Consider the following 25,566-nt stretch of genomic DNA (forward strand, 5'->3'; position numbering starts at 1 on the left):
CCCGACCTCAGGACACCGTGAACCCTCAGGACACCGCGAAAGCCCCCGCCTTCCCCTGGATCGGCCTGCTCACGCTCGCCGGCGCCGTCTTCGTCTCCGTGACGAGCGAGTTCCTCCCGACCGGGCTCATCCCCGACATGTCGCGCGACCTCGGGGTGAGCATCTCGCTCACCGGCCAGCTCGTCACGATCTTCGCCGCGACCGTCGTCGTCGCGACGACTCCGCTGACCCTGGTGACCCAGCGCTTCTCGCGCAAGAGCCTCCTCCTCGTGGCGCTGTGCACCATCGCGGTCGCCAACGTCCTCGCCGCGCTCGCCCCCACCTTCGGGCTGCTCATCGGCGCGCGCATCCTCGGCGGGCTCGCCCACGGCCTCTTCTGGGCGATCGTCGCCGCCTACTCCGCGCACCTCGTCGCTCCGGAGCAGCTCGGCCGCGCGACCGCGATCACGGCGGGCGGCGGATCCGCGGCCTTCGTCCTCGGCGTCCCCCTGGGCACGGCGCTCGGGCACGCGTTCGGCTGGCGGCCCACCTTCGCGATCCTCGGCGGCGTCGTGCTCGTGCTCGCGCTGATCGTGGTGAAGTTCCTGCCCGCGGTCGACCACCACATCCCGCTGCGGACCGGCGAGATCCGCCTGCCGGCGCGGAAGGACCGGACGCTCCCCCGCATCATCGGCGTCTGCGTCGTCATCCTGCTGGTGCTGATCGGCCAGAACACCCTCTCGACCTACATCACGCCCTGGCTCGAGAACGCCTCCTTCGCCCCCGACACGGTGCCGCTCGTGCTCTTCGCGTTCGGCGGCGCAGGGGCGGTCGGACTCGTCCTGGCCGGCTTCGCGACCGACCGGTTCCCCCGCTCGGGCTTCGTGGTCGCCGCGATCGCGGTCGTGCTGGCGCTCGCGGGCCTGGCCGTCGCCGCGGGCACCGGCGCCGCCACGGCCGTGGTCGTCGCCGCGGTGATCTGGAACATCGCGTTCGGCGGCATCCCGGCGATGCTCCAGACCCGGATGCTGCGCACCTCCTCCTTCCAGCTGCGGAGCCTCGCCGCGGCGCTCCAGACGACGGCCTTCAACATCGGCATCGGCGGCGGCGCGGTCGTCGGCGGACTGGCGATCGACGCGAGCGGGCTCGACGTGCTGCCGTGGGTCGCGATCGTCATCGTCGCAGTGGGGCTCGTCGTCAGCCTGATCGTCGACGCCCGGGCGACGGCGGCGGTGCGGGCGGAGGCGGTCCCTACTCGCTGATCGTGTTGATGACGGAGGAAGAACGCGTTCCGGCGCATGCCGATCCGCGTGTTCGCGCTTGAGTCGGAACGTTCTTCCTCCGTTGTAAAGACGGCGGCCTCCGGCTTCGTGGACACGGCGGCGTTCCTCCGGCGCGAACACCGGGATGTCGTCCGCACGGCCGACGCGGCGGCGCGGGGAGCAGGGGATACGGTCGAGGGATGAGAGACGGAACCCGATGAGCCCGAGCACCCTCGAGCCGCCGCTGACCCTCCCCTACTACGGGGCTCCGCCGATGGCGGCGCTCCGCCGCTTCTTCGGCAACTACCTCCGCTTCCGCGGGAGGGCGAGCCGGGCCGAGTACTGGTGGATCATCCTCCTCGGCAGCGTCCTCACCGCGCTGCTGCAGCTGGCCGACGGCGGTCCGTGGCGCCTCGACTTCACGCTGACCCCGTACCCGAGCGGCGCGCCGTTCCAGACCTTCTGGGTGTCGCTCGCCGCGGGCGCGATCGCCCTGGCGACGTTCCTCCCGTCGCTCTCGCTGATCTGGCGGCGACTGCACGACGTGAACCGCAGCGGGCTGTGGATCCTCGCGATCCTCGTGCCGATCGCCGGCTACGTGTTCCTGCTGATCCTGTTCGTGCTGCCGCCGCGGCCGGAGGGCGCGCGGTTCGACTGAGCGGCGGGCGCCTCGGCGGTGGAGTGCCGGACCCGGCCGACGAGTCGGCAGTGCGGCTCGCCTGCCGCCCGCAGGACGACGCCCGTTCTCGCATCAACCGCAGGAACCGTGATGCGCCCGAGCCCCAGGGTCGTGTAACCGGCTTCCTTCTCACCGGTGACCCTGGACGTGCCGATCGCGAGACAGATCATTGACCAAGCGAGAGCGGCGAAGAACAGCACCAGCTGCACGAAAAGGGGCAGACGCGATCCCGGAGGAAGGACCGCGAACCCGACGAAGAGCCAGATACAGGCGATCGCCTGGGCGAGAGTTCCCCACCCGGTGCTGAGAACACGGGTAAGCGCAGACCAACGGGGCATCACTTCCACCCTCTCCGGCACCAGCGCAGGTACCCTCTCCGCCCCCGACATCATGCGCCCTCCGTCGGCGGCGCCAGGGCGACAGCGCCAGCGGCGCGCGCATCAGCCCGCTGCACCGCCCGATAGACCGTCGACCGCGCGACCTTGAACTCCGCCGCGAACTCGGCAACGGTGCAGTTCCCGGCACGATGCTCTGCGACCAGATGCGCCTCGATCTTCGGCGACAGCTTCGGCTGACGGCCACGCAGACGCCCCTTGGCCTTCGCGACCTTCATCCCCTCACGAGTGCGGGCACGAATCAGATCCCCTCGAACTCCGCGACCATCGCGAGCACGTTGAACAGCAGCCGGCCGATCGGATCCTCCGGATCGTGGACCGATCCCCCGATGCTGAGCTTCACCCCGCGGCGGGTCAGCTCATCAACGATGTCGCGAGGGTCTGTGATGGACCGCGCGAGCCGGTCGAGCTTCGTCACGAGCAGAGTCGATCCGGCGTCGCACGCAGCCAGCGCCTCTCGTAGCGCGGGACGCTCGCGGTTCCGGCCGGTCAGACCCAAGTCGGCGTAGATCCGATCGGATGGGACGCCGGCCGCCCGGAGCGCGTCGCGCTACGCGGTCGCATCCTGCTTGTCGGTTGAGACGCGGGCGTATCCCACGAGCGACCGTGCGCTCAGTGTGTCAGTTGACGCCCCACCATCGGGCATCTCATCGGGCGGGTCTATTGCGACAAACAGCGCCGCGAGATTCCGGTCTCATGCACGGCCATCCTGGGCGGCCGGATGACGACCCCTCATCGGACGCCGGACGCATCGACGCACTAGCCCTCCGAGGCTCGCGCCGCACTACCGTCGAATGCGCCCGCCCAAGGCACCCCTAATCCAGTAAGGGGGTGTCCTGCCCGCAGCATGGTGAGGGTGGCAGCCCGTTCGAGCCGGGCCGGGTCAGAGGAGCCTCGCGCTGCGGGCGCGAGGCTCCCGCTCGACGCGGAGAGCGATTCCCTATCGGTACGCATGTCCAAATCCTCGCGCATCGAACAGGGGCCGGAGAGGCTCCTCGACGCCGGAGCGGCTGTCCTCATCTACTCCGGAGGTGTCCGTTAGGGGGACTTGGGTTCAGCCGGTCGTTGCAATACCACCGCGAGTCGGAGTGTTGGCGATGGGATCGAAGTTGAAGCAGCGTGCCCGGGGTGGCGCGGTTCTGGGAGCTGCCGAGGGAAGGGTCGAGTCGGTCGGCGGCCCGTGATGCTGTCGGCGTGCCGGTGAAGAGCCGCTCAACGGAGCAATCAGCTGCTTTCCGTCCGTCGCCTCGCAGGGGGTGTCTGCTCGGATCTTATGCTTGATTCGTCACATTGTTTAGTGGTTCAGTATCGCGTCGACGTTTTCGGTCGTTCCGTATCCCACCATTCGATGAGGTTGGCGTGCAAGATTAGCGCGAAGGCTTCGACTGCAAGGTCGCCTCCGGTGGTCAGGGAATCGATTGCGGCAGGGTCCCACTGGTCGAGATTCACTACCTCGTCAGTGGAGGTGGGTGTAGCTCGAATGGTTGTGTCAACGCTCCATCCGTTTGAGCTGTGGGTTGCGGTAGCCGCGATGACGTCGTACGGGGTGGAGTAGTGGCGGCGCATCCACCCCACGACGTCGGCGAGGTCGCGGGTGTCGGTCAATCGTTCTCGATCGGGGTGTAGACGGGGCATCCGGTCCCGTAGGGCGGTTGGATGATGGGTGCGGCGGTGGTGCTGCTGGTAGATCGGGTGTTTATGGTGCTGTCGATTTTGTAGGCGTTGACGATGCCGATGGGGTTAGCGAGGGGATCGGAGCCGTTGTAGGCGTTATATCCGAAGAGAACGAAGTAGACGGGTGTGCAGTTCGCGTCGTAGAGCGTCTTAGAGCCTGAGCTCCCGGGTGCCTAGAGGCCGTAGCTGAGTGTCTGCTGAATATCGAAGTTGGTGTCCGCGTCAAAGTGGCCGCGAGCGATGATGTGATTCAGTCCGAACCGGGAATTTCCGCAACGCAGCGGCAAGTCCCCCTGGTCGTTGCTGTAGCTGCCGAGCGAGTGGTCGTACGTCTGTCCGTCGCAGGAATGAGTGTTCAGTCCTGGTACGTCAGCCTGAGCGGCAGGTGCGACAACCGTACCCAGGACGAGCGCAACGAACACCGTGGCGATTTTGCCAGCGGACCGATTTCGTGAGGTGTGCATGACTATTACGACCTTCATCCAAGTCCCCGCGCTCATCCCTTGTGAGCGGTCGTCGTGCACGTCTAGGTCTACTCCGCATAGCTCGGCAATACAACCCTGGGTGTTGCCGACACCCGGGCTTGGCAGCGGGACACGCATGCCCTTCGAAGATCATCAGTGGGACAGTGTTCGTGGCAGCGAGCTGCAAGTTGGCGTCTGCGGGAGGGCCGTTCCCCGCACCAGCCCGGCGCGCGGGATGCGCCGCGCGCGGGCGCGGGCGGCAGCGTTCCGCAGGACAGCCGCTCGCGGCCATCACTGCTACTGCAGCGACCAGCGCCAGTTCCGAGCGCAGTAGGAACATCCCGCGCTGATGTCCTCCGGCCCGAACGTCGGAGTAATGATCGACGGTGCGAGCTTCACCGCCACAGGCTTCGCGGGACGATACCGCTGCCCGCAGACGTCTAGGCGCCCGGCCAACCATCCCCATACGGGACCAGGCGGTCTCGGGGTGGAAGAATCTGCGGTAGCTTCACGACCGCGGGTGGTCATGGTGGAAGTACTCAAAGGCTTGAGCCTGCTCGCGTCGGGTGTCGTGATCGCCTTAATCTGCTCGGCGTTGGGGTTTCGGGCCGGCGTTCGTGCGGACCTGAATCAGACCGGGGGCCAGCTCAGCCCGGTCCTGGTCGTGGGCTTTCTGATCGGACTCGTCGTGTCAGCCGTCGGCGCGATCCTGCTCTACCGGTGCTACGAACGTGCCCGCCGCGTTCGATAGCCGCAGTTGCTTCCCTGACGGTTCATGCCTGAAGCTCATGGAATGACCGAGCTGATTATCGAGATCCACATCCCCCTCGTCGCAGACCCCTCGATATCGGCTGATGAATACCCCTACCCCTGGATCGACGACGTCCAGAACCACCTCGCCACCCTCGACGGTCCCGGCGAGGAGTATGACGACGGCGAAGAATGGGCCACCCTCGATGGCGACCCGGAGTACCTCTTCTTCCTCGACGGCGCCACCGAACCGGAACTCCTCGCGATCGCACGCGACGTCGCCCAACTACCCGGCGTACCCACCGGCGTCTACGCCACCGCAAACGACCCCGACGGCGACATGGGCCAAGGACGGCGCATCGACCTCGGTCTTTGACCCCACCCGGCCACCGCACCGAAGTACCGCCCAAAAAGCTCTACCGGTTGCGTCTTAGCCGCCCGGGATCGCGGCGTGTCCGCTTGGCCAAACGGCCGTAGCCGGTGCTGTGATCGCCGCACCGGGTGCCATCCTCTGGCGCCGCGAACGTCGTTCCTGACGTCCCGTCGCACGGATCACGGCGACCCGCTGAGCGATCCCCTACCGGACGCATGGTTGACGGTCCCATGGAGGGCGGCCGCCTCCACTAGACCTCTTTATCCGACTGGGGTAGCTACCCTCGAGCCCATGACCGACCAGCAGAACGATGCACGGTTGCGCGCGAGGCGGATCGCCGGTGCGACGGCGATTGTTCTCACCGTTGTCGCCGCGCTTCTCGTTCAGGCCGGCGCGAGCTTGCTGACCCTCGCCTCACCAGCCATGACGGACTGCCGGCCGCGCGAGATCCCGCTGAGCGCAGCAGCCTGGTACCTCGGCGCCCTGCTCGTTATCGGAGGATCCGTCTATGCGGCGGCGAAGACCGCGCGTGCGCTCACGTCGACCGCGCTCCCCTACGCCCTCCTCCTCACAGCGATCCTCGGAATCGTGACGTTCTCGGGACTAGCGATCCTCATCGCCGGGCTGATGGGCTTCGCGGAGATGGATGACCCTGGACCGCCTCCGACAGGCGGACCCGTCCTGCTCCTCATCGCCGCACTCAGCACACCTGCCTGGGCGCTCGGCGCATCCAGCATCCTCATGCTGTCCAAGAGACGCAGAGTGCCGTCTCGTCCGGCGGCGTCGCTCATCGCGTTCGCTGCCATCACTGCGACGAGCGTTGGTCTCCAGCTCGTCAGGTTCACCCTGACCTGCTGACGGTGATCACAGAGGTCCTCTACGAAAGGGGCAACGACGGTACCGCCACACGGCACCGATCATCGGCACCGCGGGACTCGAGAAGTTCCTGCTCAGCGACCCCCTTACGGGACGCCAGAAGCGATGGAAGCACGGCGGAGCGCGCGACGGCGTGGCGATGCGCTCGCTACGCTCACGGATGTTCGGCCTCTCGCGTTGGCGCCCGCGAGCTGACGCGCGCCGTTCGCGCCGCGCTCGGTTCCGCTCCCTGCTCGCTGAGGCCTGTTGCGCGTGCTCTCACCCGTGGGTGGAGCACGTCGCGGATGCCGGACCGGCCGGCGGTCACGTCTGCTCGGAATGCGTCTACGAGCTCGAGCACGGGTTCAGCCACGGGCCGACCTGTCACCGACCGGTTCCGATCGACGTGTCGAGTCGCGCTGACGCCGCCGCCGCGACAGCAGCGCGGGGCGGCAGCGAGCGACTGGTCGGAGGAGGTCGGATGCGAGACGATGCAGAAGACCGTGATGACCCTTCGATCCCGACCCTGCGCGAAACGACAGCCGCTCTCTTCTTCGGGCTGGTCCAGCCCCGAGACGTGATCGCTCTGGCAGCGAATCTCGTCGCAGCAGGGAGTGACAGCGAGTCCCTTGTCGCTCTCGCGTCCCTCTACTCCAGCGCCACTCCCGCCGACGTCTTCGACCTCAGCTCGGCGGCACTCATCGAAGCGGGCGCGCGGCCATTGGATCGGGACGGTGAGGAGATCCCGCTTCTCGCGCTGCGCGTCGCATGCCGTCGTTTCCTCACCGGCGACTGGGATCTCCGCTCCTTCTCATCCTGGGTGCACGACCGGATCGGTCACGACGGACCGGCAGCTGCGCAGCCGCTTGTCGAGGTCGATGACGAGCTCGACGCGCGAGGCATCGGAGCCTGCGAGCGATACCGCCAGAAGGTCGCTCGACTCGCCGCCGCCTTCCTCGCTGACACAGAAGGGCCGGCGAGCGAGAACCCCTAACGAATCCGTCCGGTGCACGATCGGCTATCGAGACTGAAACTCCTACCGCCTTGGTACGCGACTGGTTCCCCCGCATCGACCGCGACGCCTGCTGACATGATCGTGGTCATGCCCTCAATTCGTTCGGCAAAGTTTCGGGCAGAGTCGTCGGTGGACGCTGTGCTCCTGCGGGTACTCGCCGGGCACGAGTCGAAATCGGTGCGCATCGCTGTTGCCGAGAACGCCGCTGCGGATGACCTGACGATCGGGCGTCTCCTCGCTGATGACGTCGACGCCGTGCGCCTCGCCGCCGCCACCAGCCTTCGTGAACGCCCTCAACTCCACGAGATCGCGGCGAAATCAACGGACAAGTGGGTCCGTGCGATCCTTGCCCACCTGTACGCGGACGACGACCAAAGGTCGCTCGCCCTTGCGGTACAGAGAACACTCGCGGCGGATCCCTTCGGGGAGACTCGTGGCCGGACGGCTCAGACCACCGACGACTTGGAGATCTTCGAGTCGCTTCTCACCGACCCGTCACCGGTTGTCCGCGGCATGTGCGCGCGCAACCCCCGCATCTCCCTGACACAGATGGAGCGTCTCATCACCGACCGCGATCGCGCCGTCCGCGCCGGAGCCGCAGAGGGCGGACTCCAGTACCCCAATGACGAGCAGTTGCTCCGGCTGGCGCGCGACCGGTCGGTCGAGGTGCGCTGGGCAGTACTATTCCGCGCCGACCGACCCAGACGAGCAATCGAACTCATCGCAGAAGACAGCGACGAGATTAACCGACACCACGCGCGGATCGCCCTCCACGACGAGCACGACATCATCGCGCCAGCGGTGACGCACCGTGCACGCGCAGAACGTCGACGGGCACAGCTTGTTCGCTCATTCGGTGAGTGAACGGCGGGGAGTGAAGAGCGCCTTGTACGGCACGCGGTCTCGTTAGCCGATCCCCATATGGGACGGAGCTGAGCGGATAGCGTCACCGGCATGACCTCGGGTTCGCGTCACCGCATTCGAGTTGCTGCCGCACTCACAACCGGAGCGGCGCTGCTCACCGCCGCCGGCTGCGCGCCGGCGGTGCAGACGTCGGGATGCCCGGGCTGGGCGTATTTTGGATCCGCGGAAGCCCGCTACGAGGTCGCCGAAGCGGTCATCACGACCGCCTCCCCTCGCGCCTCGGGAACTCAGAGCGTCTTCAGCGTCGCAGCATCCGCATACATGGTCACCGTGGATGAGACAGAGAAGGGACCGTTCATTGCAGGAGAGACAATCCGTGTCGTGTCGATGCCTGATGCGTGCAGCGGCACCGACCTCTACCCGGACGGAGACCCGATGGACACCGACCAGCCCCTCCGCCTGTACCTCAGTTCCGGGAACGGATTCTGGGCGACGCTGACTCCGCTCGAGGGCGCTGAACCGATCGAGGAATAGCCCGCCAGTCGATCCTCTTACGGGACGTAACGCCTTCCGTGGGATGGCTCAGTCGGCAGATGCCGCGAGTGCCGGCGCTGCCAGGCCGAGTCCTTCGCAGAAGGGGCCAGTGGGCTGGCCCGCTCTGTTCGGGAAGACGCCGAGCCTGGTGTCCGCGAGGACGCAGACCGTCGGGTTAGGTACGTTGATGGGTCCGCTTCCCGGGTAGGGCTCGTCGGGGACGGCGCTCCAGCTCGCTTCGCATCGTTCGAGGGCGGCGGCGACCCGCTCGGACAGTGGAAGCAGCTCGAATGCGTTGCGGTCGTCGTCCACGAGGATGCTCGTGGTGTGGTCCGCGCGGACGTCGGCGACGGAGTAGCAGTCGAAACTCGTGTTGGCTTCGTCGTTGCTAGCCTGCGTTACGGTGATCGCGGCGGCGCTGGTGCCGATCGCGACGACGGCCGCGAGGCCGAGCCCGACGAGGCGGCGGCGCTTGGTGGAGCGGTGGCGGGCAGCGATGTCGGTGAGGATGGTGGCGCGCATCCTGGTGAGCTGTCCCGTGGTCGGGCCGAGGTCGTGGGTCATCAGTTCTCCCTTTCAAAGGGGCGCAGGGTGGTGCGGAGCGCGGTCCGGAGCCGGCTGAGCCGGTTGCGGATAACGCCGTGGGTGGAGCCGAGTGCTTTCGCGGCGTCGGCGTAGCTGCTGCCCTGCTCGATACACAGGTAGTACAGCGCTTGATCGGTGTCGGAGAGCTCGGAGACGGCTTCCTCGATCGCCGCGGCGAGCTGGCGCCTCGCAACTTCTTCGTCAGGGGTGCCACGTCGATCCGGGTGCAGGGACAGGTCCGCGTCCTCGGTGCGGTTCCGTGCACGGGTCTTGGTTCGGACGAGGTTCAGCGCGGTGAACCGGGCGGTGGTGAGCAGCCACGGAAGGGCGGATGCGTCCACGATCGCGACGTCGTTGATCCGCGTCCACGTGGTGAGGAATACGTCTTGCACGACGTCTTCGGCGTCGCTGGGCGTGCGAACGATGCTGAGGGCGTAGCGGTAGGTCGTCGCCGCGTGCCGGTCGTAGAGCCGGCCGAACGCAGCCCGGTCGCCTCGCCTCGCGCCGTCCATCAGGGCGGCGTCATCAGTGCGCGCCGCAGCGTCTCGCGCGAGTGCTGCTGCTTCCGGTGGCGTGCTCATGCCTAGTGGTGTCCGATCCGAGCCGATCGTCTCAGACGAGATCCGCTTTGCAACTCTCCGCTCGAGGATCCCCAAACGGGACTGGCTGACGTCTCCTCAACGCCCTGCCGGTTTCACGTCGAGTTGTATCACTTGAGTTTGATTTGGAACCAACTCGATCAAGCGGACACTTCTAGGCATGGGTGTGGAATGGGAGACGGATCGCGAGGTCTGGCGGCGCGCGACGGGGGCTGATCCGCGGGCATTCGCGCTGATCTTCGACCGGTATCACCTGCGCGTTCGGGCCTACTGCCGTCAACTGCTCGGGGAGTCCGTCGACGCGGAGGATGCCGCGGCCGTCGTGTTCCTTGAGGCGTGGCGTAAGCGCGCCGACGTCCGCTTCGTCAACGACTCGCTCGCCGCGTGGCTGCTCGTCGTCGCCCTGAACGTCACCCGGAACATCGGTCGCGGTCGACGCCGATACGAGCGGATGCTGCGCACTCTTCCACCTCCTGTCAACGCGCCCGATCCAGCAGTGACGGTGGCAGCCGCAGCGGCATCCGCCGAACGCAGCCGCACCATCAGAGCTGCACTGACGATGCTGCGGCCGGCGGATCAGCAGATCCTCGCGCTCTGCGTCATTGAGCAGCTCACCCTCGAGGAAGCAGCCGCCGTGCTGCGCATTCCGGTCGGGACGGTGAAGTCCCGACTGTCCCGCGCCCGAGGTCGCCTACGCGATGAGTTCACACGCAGGCGGACACTTCCCCACACCTTCCGACCCGCGGAGTACTGACATGACAGCACCAGAGCACGACCGTACCCTCGCCCTCCGAACGGTGATCGCGCAGGCCGCAGAGAATGACCCAGGCAGCGGGCGCCACCGACGTCACCGGATCGCGATCGCCGCGGTTCCCGCGGCCGTCATCCTCGCCGCGGTCTCGGGCGGACTCTTCTTCGCCCAAGCGCCGGTGTCCGACACCATGACGGTCGCTTGCTTCGCGCGAGCAGAACGCAATGGGTCCGAGTTCCCCGGCACCACAGGAGCCCTCGCAACACAAGACGGAATACCCGGCAGCGGCGATCAGGTGCCGATCCCGGACGCGATCGCGTTCTGCTCCGACCTGTGGAGGCAGGGCGCACTTGACGTCGACACGGCGAATGGCTCACCAGTCGGCCTTCGACCAGGACAGATTCCCTCCGAACTGACCGTCTGCGTCATGCCCGACGGCATTGCAGCTGTCATTCCCGGTACCTCCGACGTCTGCGGGCAGCTCGGCCTCGCCAACCGCGTCAAGTGACTACCAGCGCACCCGATGAACCATCCCCTACCGGACGCCCGCTGGATAATCCTCCGATGAAATACCCGTGCGCCCTCTTCGGCACTGCTCTGGGAGGCGCCGAACTACAGCTAGGGAGAGACTTGAGGCATGTGGTTAGAGGGAATCGCGCTTGAGCGGCGGTTGCGCGAGCTGGACATCCCTGGGCCCGGCGATGAGCCGGTTGACTTCGACGGTCAGCGACTGGCGGCAAAGGTGGACGCCCTCGTCGCACTGCTCGATGAGAGCTTTCCCAGTGCTGTAACGGCGGATCGTCCCTGGGAATGGCAGGACTCCGCGACCTTCACGCACGTCACGATCGACGGTGCAGCAAACCGCACTTCGGCGAACCTCGTCATCTGCATCAGCCGACACGGGGACCTTTGCTTCATTGCCCTCGAAGCCCAGGAAGCGTATACACGCGAGGAGTTCGATGCGCTGGTCGAACCAGAGGACTTGTCACCGATACTGGCAGCCCTCGACACCGTGAACTTCACAGTCACTGCCGAAGAAACGCTCTGGGCCCGATACGACGGACCGCGCGTGATGAGCAACTCGAGCTGGATCGAACGCTACTTCGGGTATCCGATTTGAGCGCGCCCGGCGAGCAGGTCCGCGCGCCGAAGCTGCGCTGACCGGTAACCCATCCCCAGTACGGGACATGTCGAGCTACACCGCCCACTGCTTGGGTCCAACTCCACGCAGCTCATCAGGCGTGCCGGAAGAGCTAGGTTTTCCCACGACCAGAACTGCTGGCGGTGAGCGGGCGGCCGGCAACAGAATCGCCGCTTCGGGTTTCTCCTGTGGCGACGAGTGCGTTGTCCCTACGCGCAGAAGAGAAGTATAACCAATGGACGAACGATATATTCAACTAGTAGCAGGCATTATTTTCATTACCGCCGCAATATTGCTGACATGGAAAGGAAAGGCTTACGCGCGCTTCAACGCGAGGATGATACGGAGAATTTACGGGAACAGGGCGGAACGTGTCGCCAGGTCATCAACCCCGGCCACCGTATTATTTGTTTCTATAGCAATGCTTGTTCTCGGGATTTCTTTCTTAGTATCATCTATTGTTAAAATCAGCGCCTAGCCGAAGCGATGCTTAGACAGCAAATTCCGAACGACTCAACGGTGCGGATCCACCCCGACGACGCTGTACTGGACGATGCCACAGGAGACCGCTGGACGCAGCCCGGCAATACTCTGTCCTGCACCGACGCAGCCAGCGAGACCTCGCCAGAGATCACGATCCACCACTACAGGTGGGACGCCACCGCCCTCTTCACCGTAGCCGCCGCCCTCGCTCTCGCGGGAACCGTCGTCGCGCTCAGAGCCGAACGCAAGCAGGAGCTCATCACCGAGTCGCAGGAAGATCGAGCGAGGACGTAGCGGAGAGCCCCTCTGCCGGTCAACGATCCCCTTACGGAACGGGGTGCGTTCGACGTCGCCTAGCTAGCTGGTGCCGTCCGTGACGAGCTCGTTCTCTGTGAGCAGTTCGCGGAGAGCTGTGCGGGCGCGTTGGTATCGTCCGCGGGCGGTGCTGGCGGAGAGGCCGAGGATGTTGCCGGCATCGATGACGGTGAATCCGTCCCAGAGCACGAGCTTGATGAGCTCCGCCTGGTCGGGAGCGATCGCGTCGAGCGCTCGTCGGACGTCGAGATGCTCCGCGGTGGGGTCCTCGAGTGGCATCGCCCGCAATGTCCCGGCGAATTTCATGGCCAGATCGGAGCGGCGGGCATTTCCCCGCTGAGCGTTGGCGAGGGTGCGGCGGGCGACGCCGAACAGCCACATTCGTGCTTGCTCGGGATCCGTTGGGATGGAGTCGACTTTGCGCCAAGCGACGAGGTAGGTGTCGCTGAGTAGATCCGCTGCGTCCGCGACGGGCGAGACGCGTCGCTCGAAGTAGCTGAGCAGGTCGGAGGCGTTGGCGAGGTAGACGGCCTTCAAGACGGCGGTCCTCTTCGCCTTCACGGCGCCTGCTCCTCGGTAATGTTGCAGCCGCCAGCCGATTCAATGGACACGCCTTCGCCGTATCCGGCCTCTCTGAACTGCTCGATGATGCGGTCCGCGATCAGCCGGGTCACCGCGATCCCAGGATCCGCCGTGAAGCCACGGGTGTCTGCCTCTGTTTGCTCCTGCTCGATGACGGTACGTCTGGCTTCGGCGTCGACGCTCGCGATCGTCGGGTCCCAGTCGTGGGTACTGAGGAAGACGCGCGCTTCGCGCGCCTCACGCTCGACGTCTGCGCCCTGGCCGGCGGAGTAGTCCGGCTCGACGCGAATCGCGACCTGGCAGAGAACGTTGCCCTGCCCGTCTCCGAGGTCGAAGGAGCGCTGCACGGCTGCGTCGGGGGTGAAGCCTGCCCAGTCGAGGATCGCGGGGCCTGCCACCGCGCCCGTGATGCCTAGGCTCAGGCCGGCGACGCTCAGCGCGCCGACCAGCCACAGGTTGCGACGTCGCCGCGGACGACGGGTGCTGTCGCCGACCTCCTCGATCGTCAGGCGAGCAAGACGGTCCGCATCGCCGCGCAACGCGGGATACGACTGGCGGGTGGGTGGTGCGGCGCGGCGGATCAGGTCGTCGAGTGGGTCGGCCACGGGTGCTCCGTTTCGGGTGCTCATACCGAGTACATGTCCGGCACCAGCCCGAACGTAATGGGAGCCGTACGAAACGGCCCCATCCGCCCGGGTGGCAATCCCCTAACGGACACCACCCGGAGCAAGGCAGCGTGAATGAGCGACGACTCCTTGGCACGACCACGGACACAGGCTTGGATGAGCACATGCAGACGCTCATCCCTCTGTCAGGCCGCGAGCTGTGGACCACGACTCATGGCGCCGGCACCGATGAAGACACGACGATCGCGATCGATCGCGGACTGCACGTCGCGCGTTGCTCGGTCCGCACTATGGTGCGACCCGGGACTCGCGTCGGACCCCGCGGTCACGTACACGGGATGGTGACCGACCCTGTGACGATCGCCTCCCTCGCCGCCGGCTGTCTCCTCCTCGGCACGCTCCCCACAGACTCCCGAAAGCGCGATGGGGTCGCCGTGATCGAGGAAGTCGAAGCTCGTTCGCTCGCTCTCGCCCAAGACCGAGACGGATGGACCGTCTCGATACTCTCTGTCGACGGGATCGACTACGCCCTCTTCTCGCGCACCATCCCGGAGGGCACGATCGCACACGCCGACCTCGGGTGGGCCGTCATCGCCATGTGGAGCACCGGCAGCGTCTACGACGGACCTCTACAGCGAGCGGACATCAATCCGGATGATCACCTGCCCGACCGGTAACCCATCGTTCAGCGGGACGGTCGGCGGACTAGCATTTCGAGCATGGGGCGACGTCAGCACACCAAGGCTCTGGTCCGGTTGGCGTGCGCAGCTACGCTCATGGGCGTCGCGCTGTGGGTGACCTGGGCAACGTCGTCCTACTGGCAGGCATGCACAGGCGCTAGATGGAATAAAATGAACCCGTCCTGCGCTGACGCCATGTCGTCCTACGACCTCATGCCCCTTCTGTACCTCTGGGGCGCCCTCGCTCTCGTCGTTGTAGCCCTGGTGGTCGCACGCCTCGTTCCCTGGGTTCCCGCAGGGGTAGCGACGGTTGCAGCAGTTGTTCTCGCCTGCCCTGTGGCAGACCCCGGGTTCTTCTGGGTCGAATGGGGCAGCGCCGACGGCACTCCCGGACACGGCCTCTGGACGGCGTGCTGGATTGCAGCTGCCGGTCTCGCCCTCGTCTACCCATCACGCACCTGGAACCCTGGGGCTCGCCCAAACACACCGGTTGAAGCAGCTGCTACACGGTCCTTCGCTAGCTAATTGTTCGGCCCGGCCCGCTGCGCACTCCGGGCTGAACACTGCGGCTGGACCCAGCTCGGCAAGAACCTGTAGGTCTGCGCGAGCTGACAGCAAGGGCACTCTCTCACTGAACCGCCGAACCCGGCGGAGAGACGACCCACTGAACGATCCCCATACGGTATGCGCGCGGAACGGCCTAAGCCGCTCACCTCGTGCCATAACCTCGTGCCATGCGCACCCTTGAGCGGCTACTGCTAGCGGCGCTCATCACTGCTGCCTGCGCTCTTGTGGCGACGACCACCCTCCTGGGGTTGGCGTCCCTCGACTCCCCTCGGGACACGACTCCGCCATACGACCCCACACCCTCGGTCCATCCGACCGCTCGTCCGATACCTCAGAAGATCGATGGCTGACCGGTCAATGATCTCTATACGGAACGTGCCGTGGTCTGCTCAACCGACGATCACGGCGGTACGCAGAGCCAGAACCCAGCTGGTGACGGCGCCGACGACCCCCAAGGCGAGCAGCAGCGACCTCCATCGAGCGTGGGAGCGCGTGCTGACGCGCATCGCTACGACCAGGAGAACGAGGGTCGCGAGGGCGACAGAGCACAGAGCCGGCCACGCGACGTGGAACCCCGTGCACTGAGGAGGAAGGGACTCGTTGCACGCAAACGTGAATCCGTCGAGGAAGACGCCCGCGACGAGGGCGAGGAGAGTGATTACGCCCGCGATCACGGCGGAAGCATTGAGCGACAGTGTCTGCACACCATCACTCTCGGACCAGCGAGTGAACGGCAGGAGCGCACTGGTCCATCCGGGTCGGATCTGTCCCGGAGACCGATCCCCATACGGAACGGATGCAGCGCCCGTTCCTTGGTCCGTGTCACGCCGGCGGTGCACCGCGCTTCGCGCGCGTGGTTACGGGATGAACTCTTGGGACCAGTAATCGGCCCGCACCTTCAGGAGAGGTCCCTCGATGGCGGAACTGACCGTGATGGTGCGCGGGTCCCAAAGCGTTCCTGCGATGCGCGCTTGCGGCGTCGTTCCGAGCTCGCTCGACAGCTGCTCGGGAGTCATCGCGTCGGGCGGGCGCACCGAGAACAGCCGCCAGCATCCACCGGAGGCGCACTCGACGGTCTCGCTGACGAGCTCGCTTCCGGCCGGAAAGTCGATGGCCGAGGCCGCCGGCACGTCCCCCTCGGTCCGGAAGACGGCCAGACCGGCGTAGTACACGAAAGCGCAGAGGACGGCTGCAGCCGCGATCGTCGCTCCCGCGACGACGAGCGGGTGTCCGCGCTTTCGGGGCTCATCCATAAGTCCGGACCCTAGCAAGGCGCTGTAGCCCCTAGCTGGCCTCAGCGGAGGGAACCGCGACCACTCCATCCAGTCGCCCCAACCGCACGACCAAGGGAAGAGCGAGGACGTCGCTTACCCTGAGCCAGTGGGGACATTCTCGAAGGCGCGAAAAACGGTCGCGATCGCAGCATGCCTGATCGTCGTCACGGGATGCACGCCACAGCCTGAACCGCCGGCTCCGCCTCCGGTGTCCACAGACAGCAGCTCCGACGCCGCACTGACCGGTGACCTTGGCGTGGCAACGTTCACGGGGAGCGATGGGACGGCCGGCAGCATCCGTTTGAGTGCGGCTGATGGCCGGCTGGCTCTGGCATCAGACGAGCTCGACATTCCCGCCGCGACCGCATCTTCCTCAGGTTCCGTTGCGGTCATGGCAGCGCTGGACCCGATCGATGAGGGCGCCACCTGTTTCGACATTGCTTTCCCAATGGGTCTCGCGGATGCGGAGCCAGGGAAGCCCTACAAGGCCTGGCGGAACCTCGCAGAGTTCCACGGCGACCCGACAGCGATCGATCAGCTCGTCATCACCACCAAGCCCCAGAACGACCCCGACTGCTCGATGAGGATCATTGCTGTCGCTGACGTCCAATGGAGCGTGAAGCCTCAACGCAGTGATCTCGTCGCCCAGGACGCCGGGCCGCGTGCAGCAGCGCGTGGCGAAACGACATCGACGGACGGAATGCCGACGACGTACACGGTCGCTCGCAACGACCTCGCAGAGGACGTCGCGGCACGATTCGACATGACGGCCGATAACCTGTTCTACCTCAACCCGTTCCGCTTCCCTTCCGACGAAATTCTGCGCGTCGGCGAAGAATTGAACCTCACCGTCGCGGCGCGATGACCTCCACGCGGGCCACTCGATACCGGGCCTGACGTTCCGGCTCTTGATCAATCTGGTGGAGCGCGGTGCATGATGTCCCGATGAACGTTGGAGAGCCCCCGCGACCGAGTGCAGCGACGCCCATCGTTCTCGCCTTGGTCTTCGGCGGTCTTGCAGCCGCCCTGGGAGCCGTAGCCTCCATCTACATGTGGGACCCGAGCGAGACGTGCAGGACCCGCGGCGGAGGCAGCCTGACGGGAGAGGGGTTCCTCTGGAACCCGCTGTGCTCAGATGGTTCAACCGTTCAGCCGATATGGATGACGTTGTCGACTGCTGCGGCGTTGATCGTGGCCGTGACATGCGTCGTCATTGCGGCCAGCCGTCAAGTTGAACGTGACGGACAGGAGATTGCGTCGCCCGACGTTCTGCACGACTACTCGCGCCAAACCCTGCCGGAGGACAACGGGCTCCGCAAGCTGGGCGATGAGTGGTGAGAGATGGCAACTCCGGGGGGGGGGGGGGGGGCACCCTCCCGATGAGCGTTAGACAGTCTCCTCGGCCGGATCACGCGATCCCCCTCGTTTTCGCCGTGATCTTCACCGTTTTCGCCGCCGCTCTCGGGTTGATGTCCTCTCTCTACATGTGGGATCCGGCAGAGGCGTGCGAGGTTCGTGGAAGCTACTCCAGCTCCGAGAGCTTCCTGTGGAATCCGCTGTGCGTGGACGGTTCGGCTGTCCAACCGCTGTGGATGACGGTGGCTGGCGCTGCCGCATTGATCGGTGCCGGCGTCTGCGTCGTCCTCGCGATCGCTTTTCGAGTGCTCAACCACGAGCGGGAAGTCCCGCCGCCCGTCGTCTCGCACTGGGAGTGAGCAGTCAAAGGTAGATTCGCCGGATGACGACGACTCGGACCTCCCACTCGACTCTCGCCCTGCTGCTCGCCGTTTCGGTGTTCGCGCTCGTCGGTTGCGCCGGTTCGACGGCGGGGGCTCCGGCATCGACGTCGGCCGCCGCGCCGGCGTCGACCGCGACCGCCGCCCCGACGTCCGCCCCCGCTACTCCGGCGGCGACCGCGACTGCGGGTGCGGCGGCGGCTGGTCCGGTGTGGCCGGCGGACCCGTGCCGGGACACGCAGCTCACGGTCACGGTGGAGGACCGGCCCGAGCTTTCCGGGGCGGGCCAGGAAGGGTTCGCGATCGTGCTCACGAACGCCTCGGATCAGGCGTGCTCGTACTTCGGGTGGCCGGGCGTTCTGATGCTCGGTGCCGATGGGACGCAGCTCACCACCGCCGGCACGTCGGGTGCGGAAGCGTTCCCGGGGGCTCTCGCTCCGGGTGAGTCGGCGCAGGCGGAGGGCCAGCTCTCGGCGGTCGGCGCATACGACTGCACGCCGACGACCGCGACGACTGTCCGGGTGCTCGTCACCTCGGACGGCGCCGGACCGGGAATCGACACGCCCTCCGATTTCCAGGTCTGTGGCGGGGACGGTCGGAGTGACTTCACGACCGGGCCGCTCACGCCGGCGTCCTGACTCTTCTAGAGTCGCGGCTGCGGTCATGGACGGGCTCGAGGGTGGAGACAGCTTCGTGCTGTTCCTGGTTCTAGGTGCCCTTCCCTTCCTCCTTCTGGTCGCCGTGGTTTCGGTCGTCACGATCGGCATCCTTCAATGGATCGGAGGGCGGGGGCGGCCCCGTCCGTAGACTGAGTGCAACCACCCCTTCGGCACGGCGCCGACCGGAACTCAAATGAGCAAATGAAGCAATGAGCACATGGGTGTGGAGTTGATCGCTTTGTGGCGGCAGTCTTTGATCGCTCCTTGACGTCGCGCTACGCGTGCGTCGGATCACCGAGGATTTCAGCGAGTCAGGAATTTCGCGAGAAACGTGCGGTAAATCACTGTGAGCTGCTGCAGATCGCTTACCACGACGTGTTCGTCGATCTGATGGATTGTGCTGCTGATGAGGCCGAATTCGGCGACCTCGCCATAGTGGGCGATGAATCGCGCATCGGAAGTTCCTCCGCCGGTATCCAACGAGGGAGTTCGCCCGGTCACGGATGTCACCGCCTCGGATAACAGCGCGACGTGGCTCGATCCAGCAGTGATGAAGGGGTCGCCACTTACCTCGACTAAGAGGGTGAAGTCGGTTGCGAACTCTTCTGCCGCCCGGCGGATCAAGCCCTCGAGGCTCTCGGCTGAATGAAGGTCGTTAAAGCGAATGTTCAGATGCGCGGTTGCTTCGGCGGGCACCATGTTGTTCGCCGCATTGCCGACGTCGATCGTGGTGATCTGGAGACTCGACGGCTCGAAGCACTCGGACCCCTCGTCGAGTGGTGTTGTGGCGAGTCGGTTGAGAACGCGGATGAGGCGGTGCACCGGGTTGTCGACGAGGTGGGGGTAGGCAACGTGCCCCTGGAACCCGCGCACCGTCAGGTTGGCGTTAAGGCTTCCGCGCCGTCCGATCTTGATCACGTCGCCGATCCGCTCCGGGTTCGTCGCTTCGCCGACAAGGGTGAAGTCCGGCATGTCGCCGCGATCGGCGAGCCACTCGAGCACACGCACGGTGCCACCCGTGGCCGGCCCCTCTTCGTCTCCGGTGATCAGGAGGCTGACCGACCCAAGGTCGAGCACTTCGGGCTGCGTCTGCGAGACCGCTGCGAGGAAAGCGGCGATGGCGCCCTTCATATCGCTGGCACCTCGACCGATGATCGTCCCGTCGCGGAGTGTCGCATCGAAGGGGTCGGAGCTCCAGTCGTTAGAGCCTGGGGGAACGACATCGGTGTGACCGGCGAAGCACAGGTGCGGTCCGTCGATTCCTCGGCGGGCGTAGAGATTCGGGGTGCCATCGAAGTCCAGCCGATGAACGATGAAGCCAAGGCTCTCAAGTACGCCTGCCACGACATCGAGGGCTCCGTCGTCGCTCGGGGTGACCGAAGCACATCGGATCAAAGACTGCGTGAGCGCGACGGGGTCCACGGGAGCGAAACTATTCGGCACGGAGACACCGTACCTGCAACATCAACTGCATCTCGGAAAACAACAGCTTTCTGAGACGCCCGGTCGGCATCGCTGTCGCGGTGTCGGGTCCGCGCGATTCCGAGGTCGCAGATGTCTCGAAAATGCGTCTCAACAGAAACCGTCTCAGGGTCATGACTGCGAGGAGTTTGTGAGTCAAACTGGTCGAGTGAGACTTCTTGGATACACCCGCGTGAGCACATCGAGTCAGGATGCGCAGTTGCAGCTCGACGCGCTGGTGGCTGTCGGCGTTCAAAAGCGCGACGTGTTGGCTGATGTCACCTCCGGGAGCAAGACCGCGATCGAGCGCCGAGGGATGAAGAAGCTCCTCGAGCATGCAGAGTCCGGTGACACCGTGGTCGTGTGGCGAGTTGATCGGCTTGGCCGCTCCTTGATGGACGTCCTGAACACGGTGAACCTGCTGCGTGACCGCGGCATCCACGTCCGGTCTATCTCTGATGGCATCGATCCGGCGACGTCGACGGGCCGGCTGATGCTCAACATGCTGGCCACCCTCGCCGAGTACGAGCGCGAACTGATCGTCGAGCGGGTGAATGCGGGGATCGCAGCGGCGCGGCAGAACGGCACACGCTTCGGCCGCCCACTGTCCGATCCTGCAGTAATCGCCGACAAGCTCGCCATCGCCTCCGATGCTCGAGCGAAGGGCCGCACCGCCGAAGACGCAGCACGACTCGTTGGCTGGAGTCGCGCCACCCTCTACCGTCACCAGCAAGCCCTCGCCGGCCGCGAGAGCACCGCCATGTAGCAAATGCCATGGACGGTGACGAGCGGTGGCGAATTCTCCGACTTCACGTCGAAGATCAGATACCCCTCGCCGCCCTCGCACGAGACATCGGCATCGGCCTCCGCACACTACAGCGCTGGCATCAGCTCTACCGAGGAAGCGGCGTCACTGCTCTCGATCCGCACCAGCGATCGGACGCTGGTGTACGTCGAACGCCGCCTGAGCTCGTGGCGTTCATCGAACGACTGGCTTTGAGCAGGCCGCGACCAGCGCTGACCACGCTGCACCGCCTAGCAAGCGCTGAAGCAGATCATCATGGCCTGTCGGCGCCGAGCTACGCCACCGTCAGGGAAATCGTGCAAGCTCTAGACCCGGCGCTCGTAACACTCGCGTTGGAAAGACCGGCCGCCTATCGAGACAAGCACGAGCTGGTGTTTCGCCGACGCGCCGAACGTCCCAACCACATGTGGCAGGCGGATCACACCGAACTCGACATCCTCATCATGGGCACCGGGGGCGCGCCCGATCGGCCGTGGCTGACGATCGTGATGGACGACTATTCGCGCGCGATCTGCGGCTACATCGTCTTCGCCGGGGCACCGTCCGCGATGAACACAGCACTTGCTCTCCGTCAGGCGATCTGGAGAAAGCCCGACCCGACGTGGGCTATGTGCGGGATACCTGACGTTCTCCACGTCGACCACGGCTCCGACTTCACCAGCCACCACCTCGAGCGCACCGCCATCGAGCTGCGCATCCGCATCATCCATTCCATCGTCGGCAGACCCCAGGGCCGCGGCAAGATCGAACGCTTCTTCCGCACCATCAACACCGAACTCCTCGCTACCCTCCCGTGGCACCTCGGGCCCGGCAGCAGAAGCCCCCCACCCAGTACTTGATCTGGCGGCCCTCGACCAGGCGATCGGCGCCTTCGTCAGGACCTACAACGAGCGCCCGCATCGCGAGCTCGAAGCCTCTCCGCGAGACGCATGGGTTGCTGACGGCTGGCTCCCGCGTATGCCTGACAGCCTCGAACAGCTCGATGGGCTTCTTCTCACTGTTCCGAAGAATCGCGTCGTGCAGCGCGATGGCATTCACTTCCAGGGCCAGCGCTACCTCGCCCCGACGCTCGCACCCTTCGTCGGGCACACCGTCACGATTCGATATGACCCACGTGACGTCTCAGAGATCCGGGTCTACGACCGCGACACCTTCGTCTGTGTTGCCGTCGACGAAGCTCACCCCAACCTCCGACTCAGCCTCCGCGACATCGAAGCCGCCCGCCGCGCCCGCCGACGACAACTCCGGCACGTCATCAACGACCGCATTCCCACCGCCACCGTCCGGGAGGAGCCGCACAGCGTCGCGCCCGTTCCCCATCGGCGCCGGCTACGCACCTATGAAGAGGACGAGTGATGAATTAGGCCTTCATCGTGACCAAAGAGCACCGACGCTTCACCGAGTTCGCCAACGCCGTCCGCAAGGAACGAACCATCGGCATCTGTCACGGTGATGCTGGTGTCGGCAAGACCAACTCCGCCCGCCGCTATGCGAACTGGGACGCTCTCGAGCCCTACATCAACGAATGGGGCCCGCGAGGAGATCACGACGCCAAGCACTACGCCCTCGCCAACCGATCCCGCACCGTGTTCTACACACCCGAAGTACTCTGCCGACCCAAAGACCTCATGCACGACATCGACCATTGGCAAATCAAAGTCGGCCTCTGCGCCGACGAACATCTGCGCTCCCTCGAACCTGACCCGCCTTTCAAAGCACGACCAGTGGCTCACCTCGTCGAGCTACTCATCATCGACGAAGCCGAACGACTCACACCCACCGCACTCGAGCTGCTCCGCGACCGACACGACCGCGAACACCTCTCCATAATTCTGATCGGCATGCCCGGCATCGACCAACGCTTCCGCCACTACCCGCAGCTCTGCAGCCGCCTCGGCTTCTCCACCATTACCGCGCCCTCGGCCGAGACGAACTCCTCTTCGTCCTCGACCGACACTGGAAGCGCCTCGGACGCACCCTCAACCCCGACGACTTCACCGACGCCCAAGCCATCGCCTCCATCGAACGCATCACCCGCGGCAACTTCCGCCTACTCGAACGAGTCTTTCCGCAGATAGCCCGCGTGCTCAAGATCAACGACCTCGAAACCATTACCGACGACGTCATCGAAGCCGCTGCCAGCATCCTCGTCATCGGCAACTAGCGCCACGCAACGATCAAGAGACGCCGCCACTTAGCGATCAACTCCACAAACGCGGCGCGCCGAGCAGTGTTGTCCTATAACTTGTCACTCATTCTACGACTCGCGAAAGGGTCGGGTTCGGGGTTCTGTGACGACCGATGCTAGGCGAGGGACGATGATCTCCGTGACTTCGCTGGTGCCATTACCGGGTTTTGATTCCCAGGCCCACGTCTCCTTCATTCGAAGCAGCCCAGTTGGGTCGAGAACAATCTCGGAGACGCAGGATCCCGTCGAGGTCTCGCCGTCCTCGTTGAGCTGGCAGTAGCGGAACGCCACCGTGTCACCGGTTCGAGTGCCGACAAGGAATCCCCGCCGGACTGCGCCGCCGGCGTAGGTGGCCCACACCTCGCCGTCCGCTTCGTGGTAGTCGAAGACAGTCTCAGGTCCTACTTCGCCGCCGACTGTGTCGCGGACAGCCGCGAAGCGGTAACCGTCAAGAGAGGGCAATGAGCTCGATGCGTTCATAGGAAAAGACTAGGGACGAAGTGACGGCAACTCCGGGGCAGGGGATCTACCGCGTCCAGTGCAACATCTCCGGCGAGGAAGATCATGCGCGAGCCGGCGGGAACTGTCGCGGCGTACGCATACTGCGCTGCGCCGGAGAGGCTGTTGGAGCGGATGAGGCTCACTACTGAAGTCACTGGCGTCACGCTCCGCTGTCGTCGGCCCAACGAGTCTTCCACGGCCGGGCACCAGATCGGCCCGGTGAACCATCCCGATACGGGACGGTGCCGGCCCCGCCTGCCGGTTGCAAGTAGACAAAGGCGCGGTCTTGAGTACGGTGGCGCCGTGAAACGAACAGGCGAGGGAATGGCGGGACGGCATTGCGCCGCTACGGCGCTCATTGCTGCTGGCGCACTGATGCTCGCCGCGTGCTCAGGTTCACCAGCTCCGGAGGGTGATCCGATCCGGGCAGCTCGCGCGTTGCGCGACGCGCCGCTGATCGTGCAGGAAGGCAACGCTGCCGACACCTGCGGAGAGTTCGTGCTTGATCAAACCGAGCTCGTGCCCATCAACGCGGTCGCAGGCCTCGACACGGCAGCAGCAGCGGGCGAGGAGGCGGAGCTCGCCTGGAGTTCTCTCACGGATGAAGGGGATCCCGTCGTCTCTTTCGCCTACACGGCACCCTGGAACGCAGGGATCGTCTTCTCTCTGACAAACGAATACAACTCCTACGCGGATGATCACGGTTGGACCACCGGCCTCTGCCCGGACGCAACCACCGCAACCTCCGATTTCAGCCCCGAGACGTGCCCCGGTCCTGTGGAGGGATGAGTCCACGCGGACGACGAAGATGGCCCGCTCAACCATCCCCTTACGGAACACATGATCGTGGAGTGCTGAACGTTCTGATTCATGGCGTGTTCACCGACGTGCCGGACCATGATGCTCATGGAAACACGAGAACTGGCATGGGGCATTCTGGCGTGGCCTGCCGTTGCGGTCCTCGCGCTGGTGCGAACCGCGGGCAGCTGGGATGTATCGGGCGGGTCCGCAGCAGGGCTCATCGCGGGCACGGCAGCTGCGTTCACTGTCGCGGGCGCACTCCTGTGGCTTCCCTCGAGTCTCTGGCTCGACCGGCGGACACTCCGCTTCCCGCGCGTCGGGCAGGCGGCCGCGTTCCTGGGCCTGGGACTCGCGATCGGCGCCGCCGCCTCCACCGCACTGGTACTCGCGTCGGGAAACGCGACCTGGCCCTCCTCCGCGGGCCTCATCACGGAATACGCAGTCACGGCAGGAATCGCTTCCCTCCTCGGCTGGCTCCTCGCCGCCACCCTTCGTGCGAAGAAGCTGCCGATCGTTCAGACGGCCGCGAATCGCGTGAACCGCTGAATGATCCGGGTCGTCGATCGATCAGCGTGCCAGCAGCAGTCCGGCCAAGCCGATGACGACCGGCACCACGGCAAAGGCCAGGAAGAGGTAGGAGAGCACGAGTCCCACCGTCGACTCCCAGCGAGGACCGACGTGTCGTCGCGCCTGATGACCGACGAGGACGCCGGCCAGCGGGAGAAGGTACTGCAGCGTGGTCGCGACTCCAATGACCAGGGGATCGCCCACCCACAGGTGGGCCACCGCCAGGTATCCGACGGCGTAGGACACGACGGCGAGAACGCCCAGCACGAACGCAGCCCGCGTCCACCCTCGTCCGCTCCGCCGCGCGGTACCCGTCTCCTTCATCACACTCATACCTCCACTGTACGAATCGCTCCTCGCGCACGCCCGCCCCTCGGAGCATGTGCCGGTCCTTCGCCCGA

The 25,566-nt window shown here is 65.6% G+C and carries 32 protein-coding genes and 2 pseudogenes; 23 read left to right on the plus strand and 11 right to left on the minus strand.

Features of this window, described 5'->3' with window-relative positions; translation table 11 throughout:
• On the plus strand, positions 1–1,241 hold a 1,241-nt coding region (locus C5C56_RS14435), incomplete at its 5' end, for an MFS transporter (RefSeq protein WP_104319814.1).
• Positions 1,242–1,458: 217 nt separating this feature from the next.
• The gene (locus tag C5C56_RS14440; protein ID WP_181127784.1) at positions 1,459–1,899 is read left to right on the plus strand and encodes a DUF805 domain-containing protein; all 441 of its coding nucleotides are present in this window, start codon (positions 1,459–1,461) and stop codon (positions 1,897–1,899) included.
• Positions 1,900–2,308: 409 nt separating this feature from the next.
• Here C5C56_RS14440 and C5C56_RS14450 read toward each other — a convergent pair.
• Both C5C56_RS14450 and C5C56_RS17590 read right to left on the minus strand, forming a co-directional pair.
• A pseudogene (locus C5C56_RS14450) lies at positions 2,309–2,961 on the minus strand (recombinase family protein).
• Positions 2,962–4,162: 1,201 nt separating this feature from the next.
• Positions 4,163–4,513 (minus strand): hypothetical protein, encoded by a 351-nt coding sequence (locus tag C5C56_RS17590; protein ID WP_146086491.1) that lies wholly within the window; start codon positions 4,511–4,513, stop codon positions 4,163–4,165.
• Positions 4,514–4,979: 466 nt separating this feature from the next.
• Here C5C56_RS17590 and C5C56_RS14455 point away from each other — a divergent pair, with 466 nt between their 5' ends.
• From C5C56_RS14455 to C5C56_RS14480, 6 genes are all read left to right on the plus strand, one after another.
• Complete coding sequence (locus C5C56_RS14455; protein WP_146085706.1) at positions 4,980–5,204, plus strand: hypothetical protein; 225 nt, start codon at positions 4,980–4,982, stop codon at positions 5,202–5,204.
• A gap of 42 nt (positions 5,205–5,246) precedes the next feature.
• A complete protein-coding gene (locus C5C56_RS14460; protein WP_104273606.1) occupies positions 5,247–5,579 on the plus strand; it encodes a hypothetical protein in 333 nt (110 codons plus the stop codon).
• A 288-nt stretch (positions 5,580–5,867) separates the two neighbouring features.
• The gene (locus C5C56_RS14465) at positions 5,868–6,434 is read left to right on the plus strand and encodes a hypothetical protein (protein WP_104223345.1); all 567 of its coding nucleotides are present in this window, start codon (positions 5,868–5,870) and stop codon (positions 6,432–6,434) included.
• A gap of 478 nt (positions 6,435–6,912) precedes the next feature.
• Complete coding sequence (locus C5C56_RS14470; protein ID WP_104263155.1) at positions 6,913–7,425, plus strand: hypothetical protein; 513 nt, start codon at positions 6,913–6,915, stop codon at positions 7,423–7,425.
• Between the two features lie 96 nt (positions 7,426–7,521).
• Positions 7,522–8,310 (plus strand): hypothetical protein, encoded by a 789-nt coding sequence (locus C5C56_RS14475; RefSeq protein ID WP_104288640.1) that lies wholly within the window; start codon positions 7,522–7,524, stop codon positions 8,308–8,310.
• 90 nt (positions 8,311–8,400) lie between these two features.
• Positions 8,401–8,844: a hypothetical protein gene (locus tag C5C56_RS14480; RefSeq protein ID WP_146076925.1), complete on the plus strand. Its 444-nt coding sequence runs from the start codon at positions 8,401–8,403 to the stop codon at positions 8,842–8,844.
• A gap of 48 nt (positions 8,845–8,892) precedes the next feature.
• Here C5C56_RS14480 and C5C56_RS14485 read toward each other — a convergent pair whose 3' ends face one another.
• Together C5C56_RS14485 and C5C56_RS14490 are read right to left on the minus strand one after the other, a co-directional pair.
• On the minus strand, positions 8,893–9,408 hold the full coding sequence (locus C5C56_RS14485) for a hypothetical protein (RefSeq protein ID WP_104223349.1): 516 nt from the start codon (positions 9,406–9,408) through the stop codon (positions 8,893–8,895).
• The gene (locus C5C56_RS14490) at positions 9,408–10,010 is read right to left on the minus strand and encodes an RNA polymerase sigma factor (protein ID WP_104319816.1); all 603 of its coding nucleotides are present in this window, start codon (positions 10,008–10,010) and stop codon (positions 9,408–9,410) included. Before C5C56_RS14490 ends, C5C56_RS14485 begins: the two co-directional genes overlap by 1 nt.
• 178 nt (positions 10,011–10,188) lie before the next feature.
• On the opposite strand from C5C56_RS14490, the gene C5C56_RS14495 reads away from it, so the two are divergent.
• The 4 genes from C5C56_RS14495 to C5C56_RS14510 all read left to right on the plus strand — a co-directional run bounded on the left by C5C56_RS14495 (position 10,189) and on the right by C5C56_RS14510 (position 12,697).
• The gene (locus tag C5C56_RS14495) at positions 10,189–10,782 is read left to right on the plus strand and encodes an RNA polymerase sigma factor (protein WP_104226387.1); all 594 of its coding nucleotides are present in this window, start codon (positions 10,189–10,191) and stop codon (positions 10,780–10,782) included.
• Positions 10,783–10,825: 43 nt separating this feature from the next.
• Positions 10,826–11,287 (plus strand): hypothetical protein, encoded by a 462-nt coding sequence (locus tag C5C56_RS14500; RefSeq protein WP_146086492.1) that lies wholly within the window; start codon positions 10,826–10,828, stop codon positions 11,285–11,287.
• A 129-nt stretch (positions 11,288–11,416) separates the two neighbouring features.
• Entirely contained in the window at positions 11,417–11,899 is a 483-nt protein-coding gene (locus C5C56_RS14505; protein ID WP_104319818.1) for a hypothetical protein, read from the plus strand.
• Positions 11,900–12,439: 540 nt separating this feature from the next.
• On the plus strand, positions 12,440–12,697 hold the full coding sequence (locus C5C56_RS14510; RefSeq protein ID WP_104263151.1) for a hypothetical protein: 258 nt from the start codon (positions 12,440–12,442) through the stop codon (positions 12,695–12,697).
• Between the two features lie 63 nt (positions 12,698–12,760).
• Here the strand turns inward: C5C56_RS14510 and C5C56_RS14515 are convergent, their stop codons facing one another.
• The gene (locus C5C56_RS14515) at positions 12,761–13,279 is read right to left on the minus strand and encodes an RNA polymerase sigma factor (protein ID WP_104263150.1); all 519 of its coding nucleotides are present in this window, start codon (positions 13,277–13,279) and stop codon (positions 12,761–12,763) included.
• A complete protein-coding gene (locus C5C56_RS14520) occupies positions 13,276–13,905 on the minus strand; it encodes a hypothetical protein (protein ID WP_104258120.1) in 630 nt (209 codons plus the stop codon). The genes C5C56_RS14515 and C5C56_RS14520 overlap by 4 nt, the downstream gene beginning before the upstream one ends.
• A gap of 359 nt (positions 13,906–14,264) precedes the next feature.
• Here C5C56_RS14520 and C5C56_RS14525 point away from each other — a divergent pair, with 359 nt between their 5' ends.
• A complete protein-coding gene (locus C5C56_RS14525) occupies positions 14,265–14,603 on the plus strand; it encodes a hypothetical protein (protein WP_146082451.1) in 339 nt (112 codons plus the stop codon).
• A gap of 959 nt (positions 14,604–15,562) precedes the next feature.
• Here C5C56_RS14525 and C5C56_RS14530 read toward each other — a convergent pair.
• A complete protein-coding gene (locus C5C56_RS14530) occupies positions 15,563–15,877 on the minus strand; it encodes a hypothetical protein (RefSeq protein WP_104224248.1) in 315 nt (104 codons plus the stop codon).
• Between the two features lie 153 nt (positions 15,878–16,030).
• Positions 16,031–16,426: a hypothetical protein gene (locus C5C56_RS14535; RefSeq protein ID WP_104260795.1), complete on the minus strand. Its 396-nt coding sequence runs from the start codon at positions 16,424–16,426 to the stop codon at positions 16,031–16,033.
• 127 nt (positions 16,427–16,553) lie between these two features.
• Between C5C56_RS14535 and C5C56_RS14540 the strand changes: the two genes are divergently transcribed.
• The 4 genes from C5C56_RS14540 (at position 16,554) to C5C56_RS14555 (ending at position 18,821) form a co-directional block, all read left to right on the plus strand.
• Complete coding sequence (locus C5C56_RS14540) at positions 16,554–17,312, plus strand: hypothetical protein (protein ID WP_146086493.1); 759 nt, start codon at positions 16,554–16,556, stop codon at positions 17,310–17,312.
• A 185-nt stretch (positions 17,313–17,497) separates the two neighbouring features.
• Positions 17,498–17,785 carry a hypothetical protein gene (locus C5C56_RS18000; protein WP_181137611.1) on the plus strand — a complete coding sequence of 96 codons (288 nt, stop codon included), beginning with the start codon at positions 17,498–17,500 and terminating at the stop codon, positions 17,783–17,785.
• Positions 17,786–17,880: 95 nt separating this feature from the next.
• Complete coding sequence (locus C5C56_RS14550) at positions 17,881–18,162, plus strand: hypothetical protein (protein ID WP_104223367.1); 282 nt, start codon at positions 17,881–17,883, stop codon at positions 18,160–18,162.
• Positions 18,163–18,185: 23 nt separating this feature from the next.
• Complete coding sequence (locus C5C56_RS14555; protein WP_104319822.1) at positions 18,186–18,821, plus strand: DUF4232 domain-containing protein; 636 nt, start codon at positions 18,186–18,188, stop codon at positions 18,819–18,821.
• A 324-nt stretch (positions 18,822–19,145) separates the two neighbouring features.
• On the opposite strand, the gene dapE is transcribed toward C5C56_RS14555, so the two are convergent.
• The gene (gene dapE, locus C5C56_RS14560) at positions 19,146–20,264 is read right to left on the minus strand and encodes a succinyl-diaminopimelate desuccinylase (RefSeq protein WP_219813903.1); all 1,119 of its coding nucleotides are present in this window, start codon (positions 20,262–20,264) and stop codon (positions 19,146–19,148) included.
• Between the two features lie 208 nt (positions 20,265–20,472).
• On the opposite strand from dapE, the gene C5C56_RS14565 reads away from it, so the two are divergent.
• From C5C56_RS14565 to C5C56_RS14575, 4 genes and pseudogenes are all read left to right on the plus strand, one after another.
• Complete coding sequence (locus C5C56_RS14565) at positions 20,473–21,069, plus strand: recombinase family protein (protein WP_104317405.1); 597 nt, start codon at positions 20,473–20,475, stop codon at positions 21,067–21,069.
• 8 nt (positions 21,070–21,077) lie between these two features.
• The gene (locus C5C56_RS18355; RefSeq protein ID WP_258065685.1) at positions 21,078–21,947 is read left to right on the plus strand and encodes a DDE-type integrase/transposase/recombinase; all 870 of its coding nucleotides are present in this window, start codon (positions 21,078–21,080) and stop codon (positions 21,945–21,947) included.
• Between the two features lie 118 nt (positions 21,948–22,065).
• Positions 22,066–22,464, plus strand: a complete 399-nt coding sequence (locus C5C56_RS18360; RefSeq protein ID WP_258065686.1) for a Mu transposase C-terminal domain-containing protein — start codon at positions 22,066–22,068, stop codon at positions 22,462–22,464.
• A 14-nt stretch (positions 22,465–22,478) separates the two neighbouring features.
• A pseudogene (locus C5C56_RS14575) lies at positions 22,479–23,272 on the plus strand (AAA family ATPase).
• A 93-nt stretch (positions 23,273–23,365) separates the two neighbouring features.
• Here C5C56_RS14575 and C5C56_RS14580 read toward each other — a convergent pair.
• Complete coding sequence (locus C5C56_RS14580) at positions 23,366–23,776, minus strand: hypothetical protein (protein ID WP_104319824.1); 411 nt, start codon at positions 23,774–23,776, stop codon at positions 23,366–23,368.
• Between the two features lie 324 nt (positions 23,777–24,100).
• On the opposite strand from C5C56_RS14580, the gene C5C56_RS14590 reads away from it, so the two are divergent.
• Both C5C56_RS14590 and C5C56_RS14595 read left to right on the plus strand, forming a co-directional pair.
• Positions 24,101–24,586 carry a hypothetical protein gene (locus C5C56_RS14590; protein WP_146086494.1) on the plus strand — a complete coding sequence of 162 codons (486 nt, stop codon included), beginning with the start codon at positions 24,101–24,103 and terminating at the stop codon, positions 24,584–24,586.
• A gap of 108 nt (positions 24,587–24,694) precedes the next feature.
• The gene (locus C5C56_RS14595; protein ID WP_104267942.1) at positions 24,695–25,144 is read left to right on the plus strand and encodes a hypothetical protein; all 450 of its coding nucleotides are present in this window, start codon (positions 24,695–24,697) and stop codon (positions 25,142–25,144) included.
• A gap of 21 nt (positions 25,145–25,165) precedes the next feature.
• Here C5C56_RS14595 and C5C56_RS14600 read toward each other — a convergent pair whose 3' ends face one another.
• Complete coding sequence (locus C5C56_RS14600; RefSeq protein ID WP_104226378.1) at positions 25,166–25,498, minus strand: hypothetical protein; 333 nt, start codon at positions 25,496–25,498, stop codon at positions 25,166–25,168.
• Between the last annotated feature and the right edge of the window lie 68 nt (positions 25,499–25,566).

Origin of the sequence: Rathayibacter sp. AY1D1 (genome assembly GCF_002932635.1) — a bacterium.
Classification (GTDB): Bacteria; Actinomycetota; Actinomycetes; order Actinomycetales; family Microbacteriaceae; genus Rathayibacter.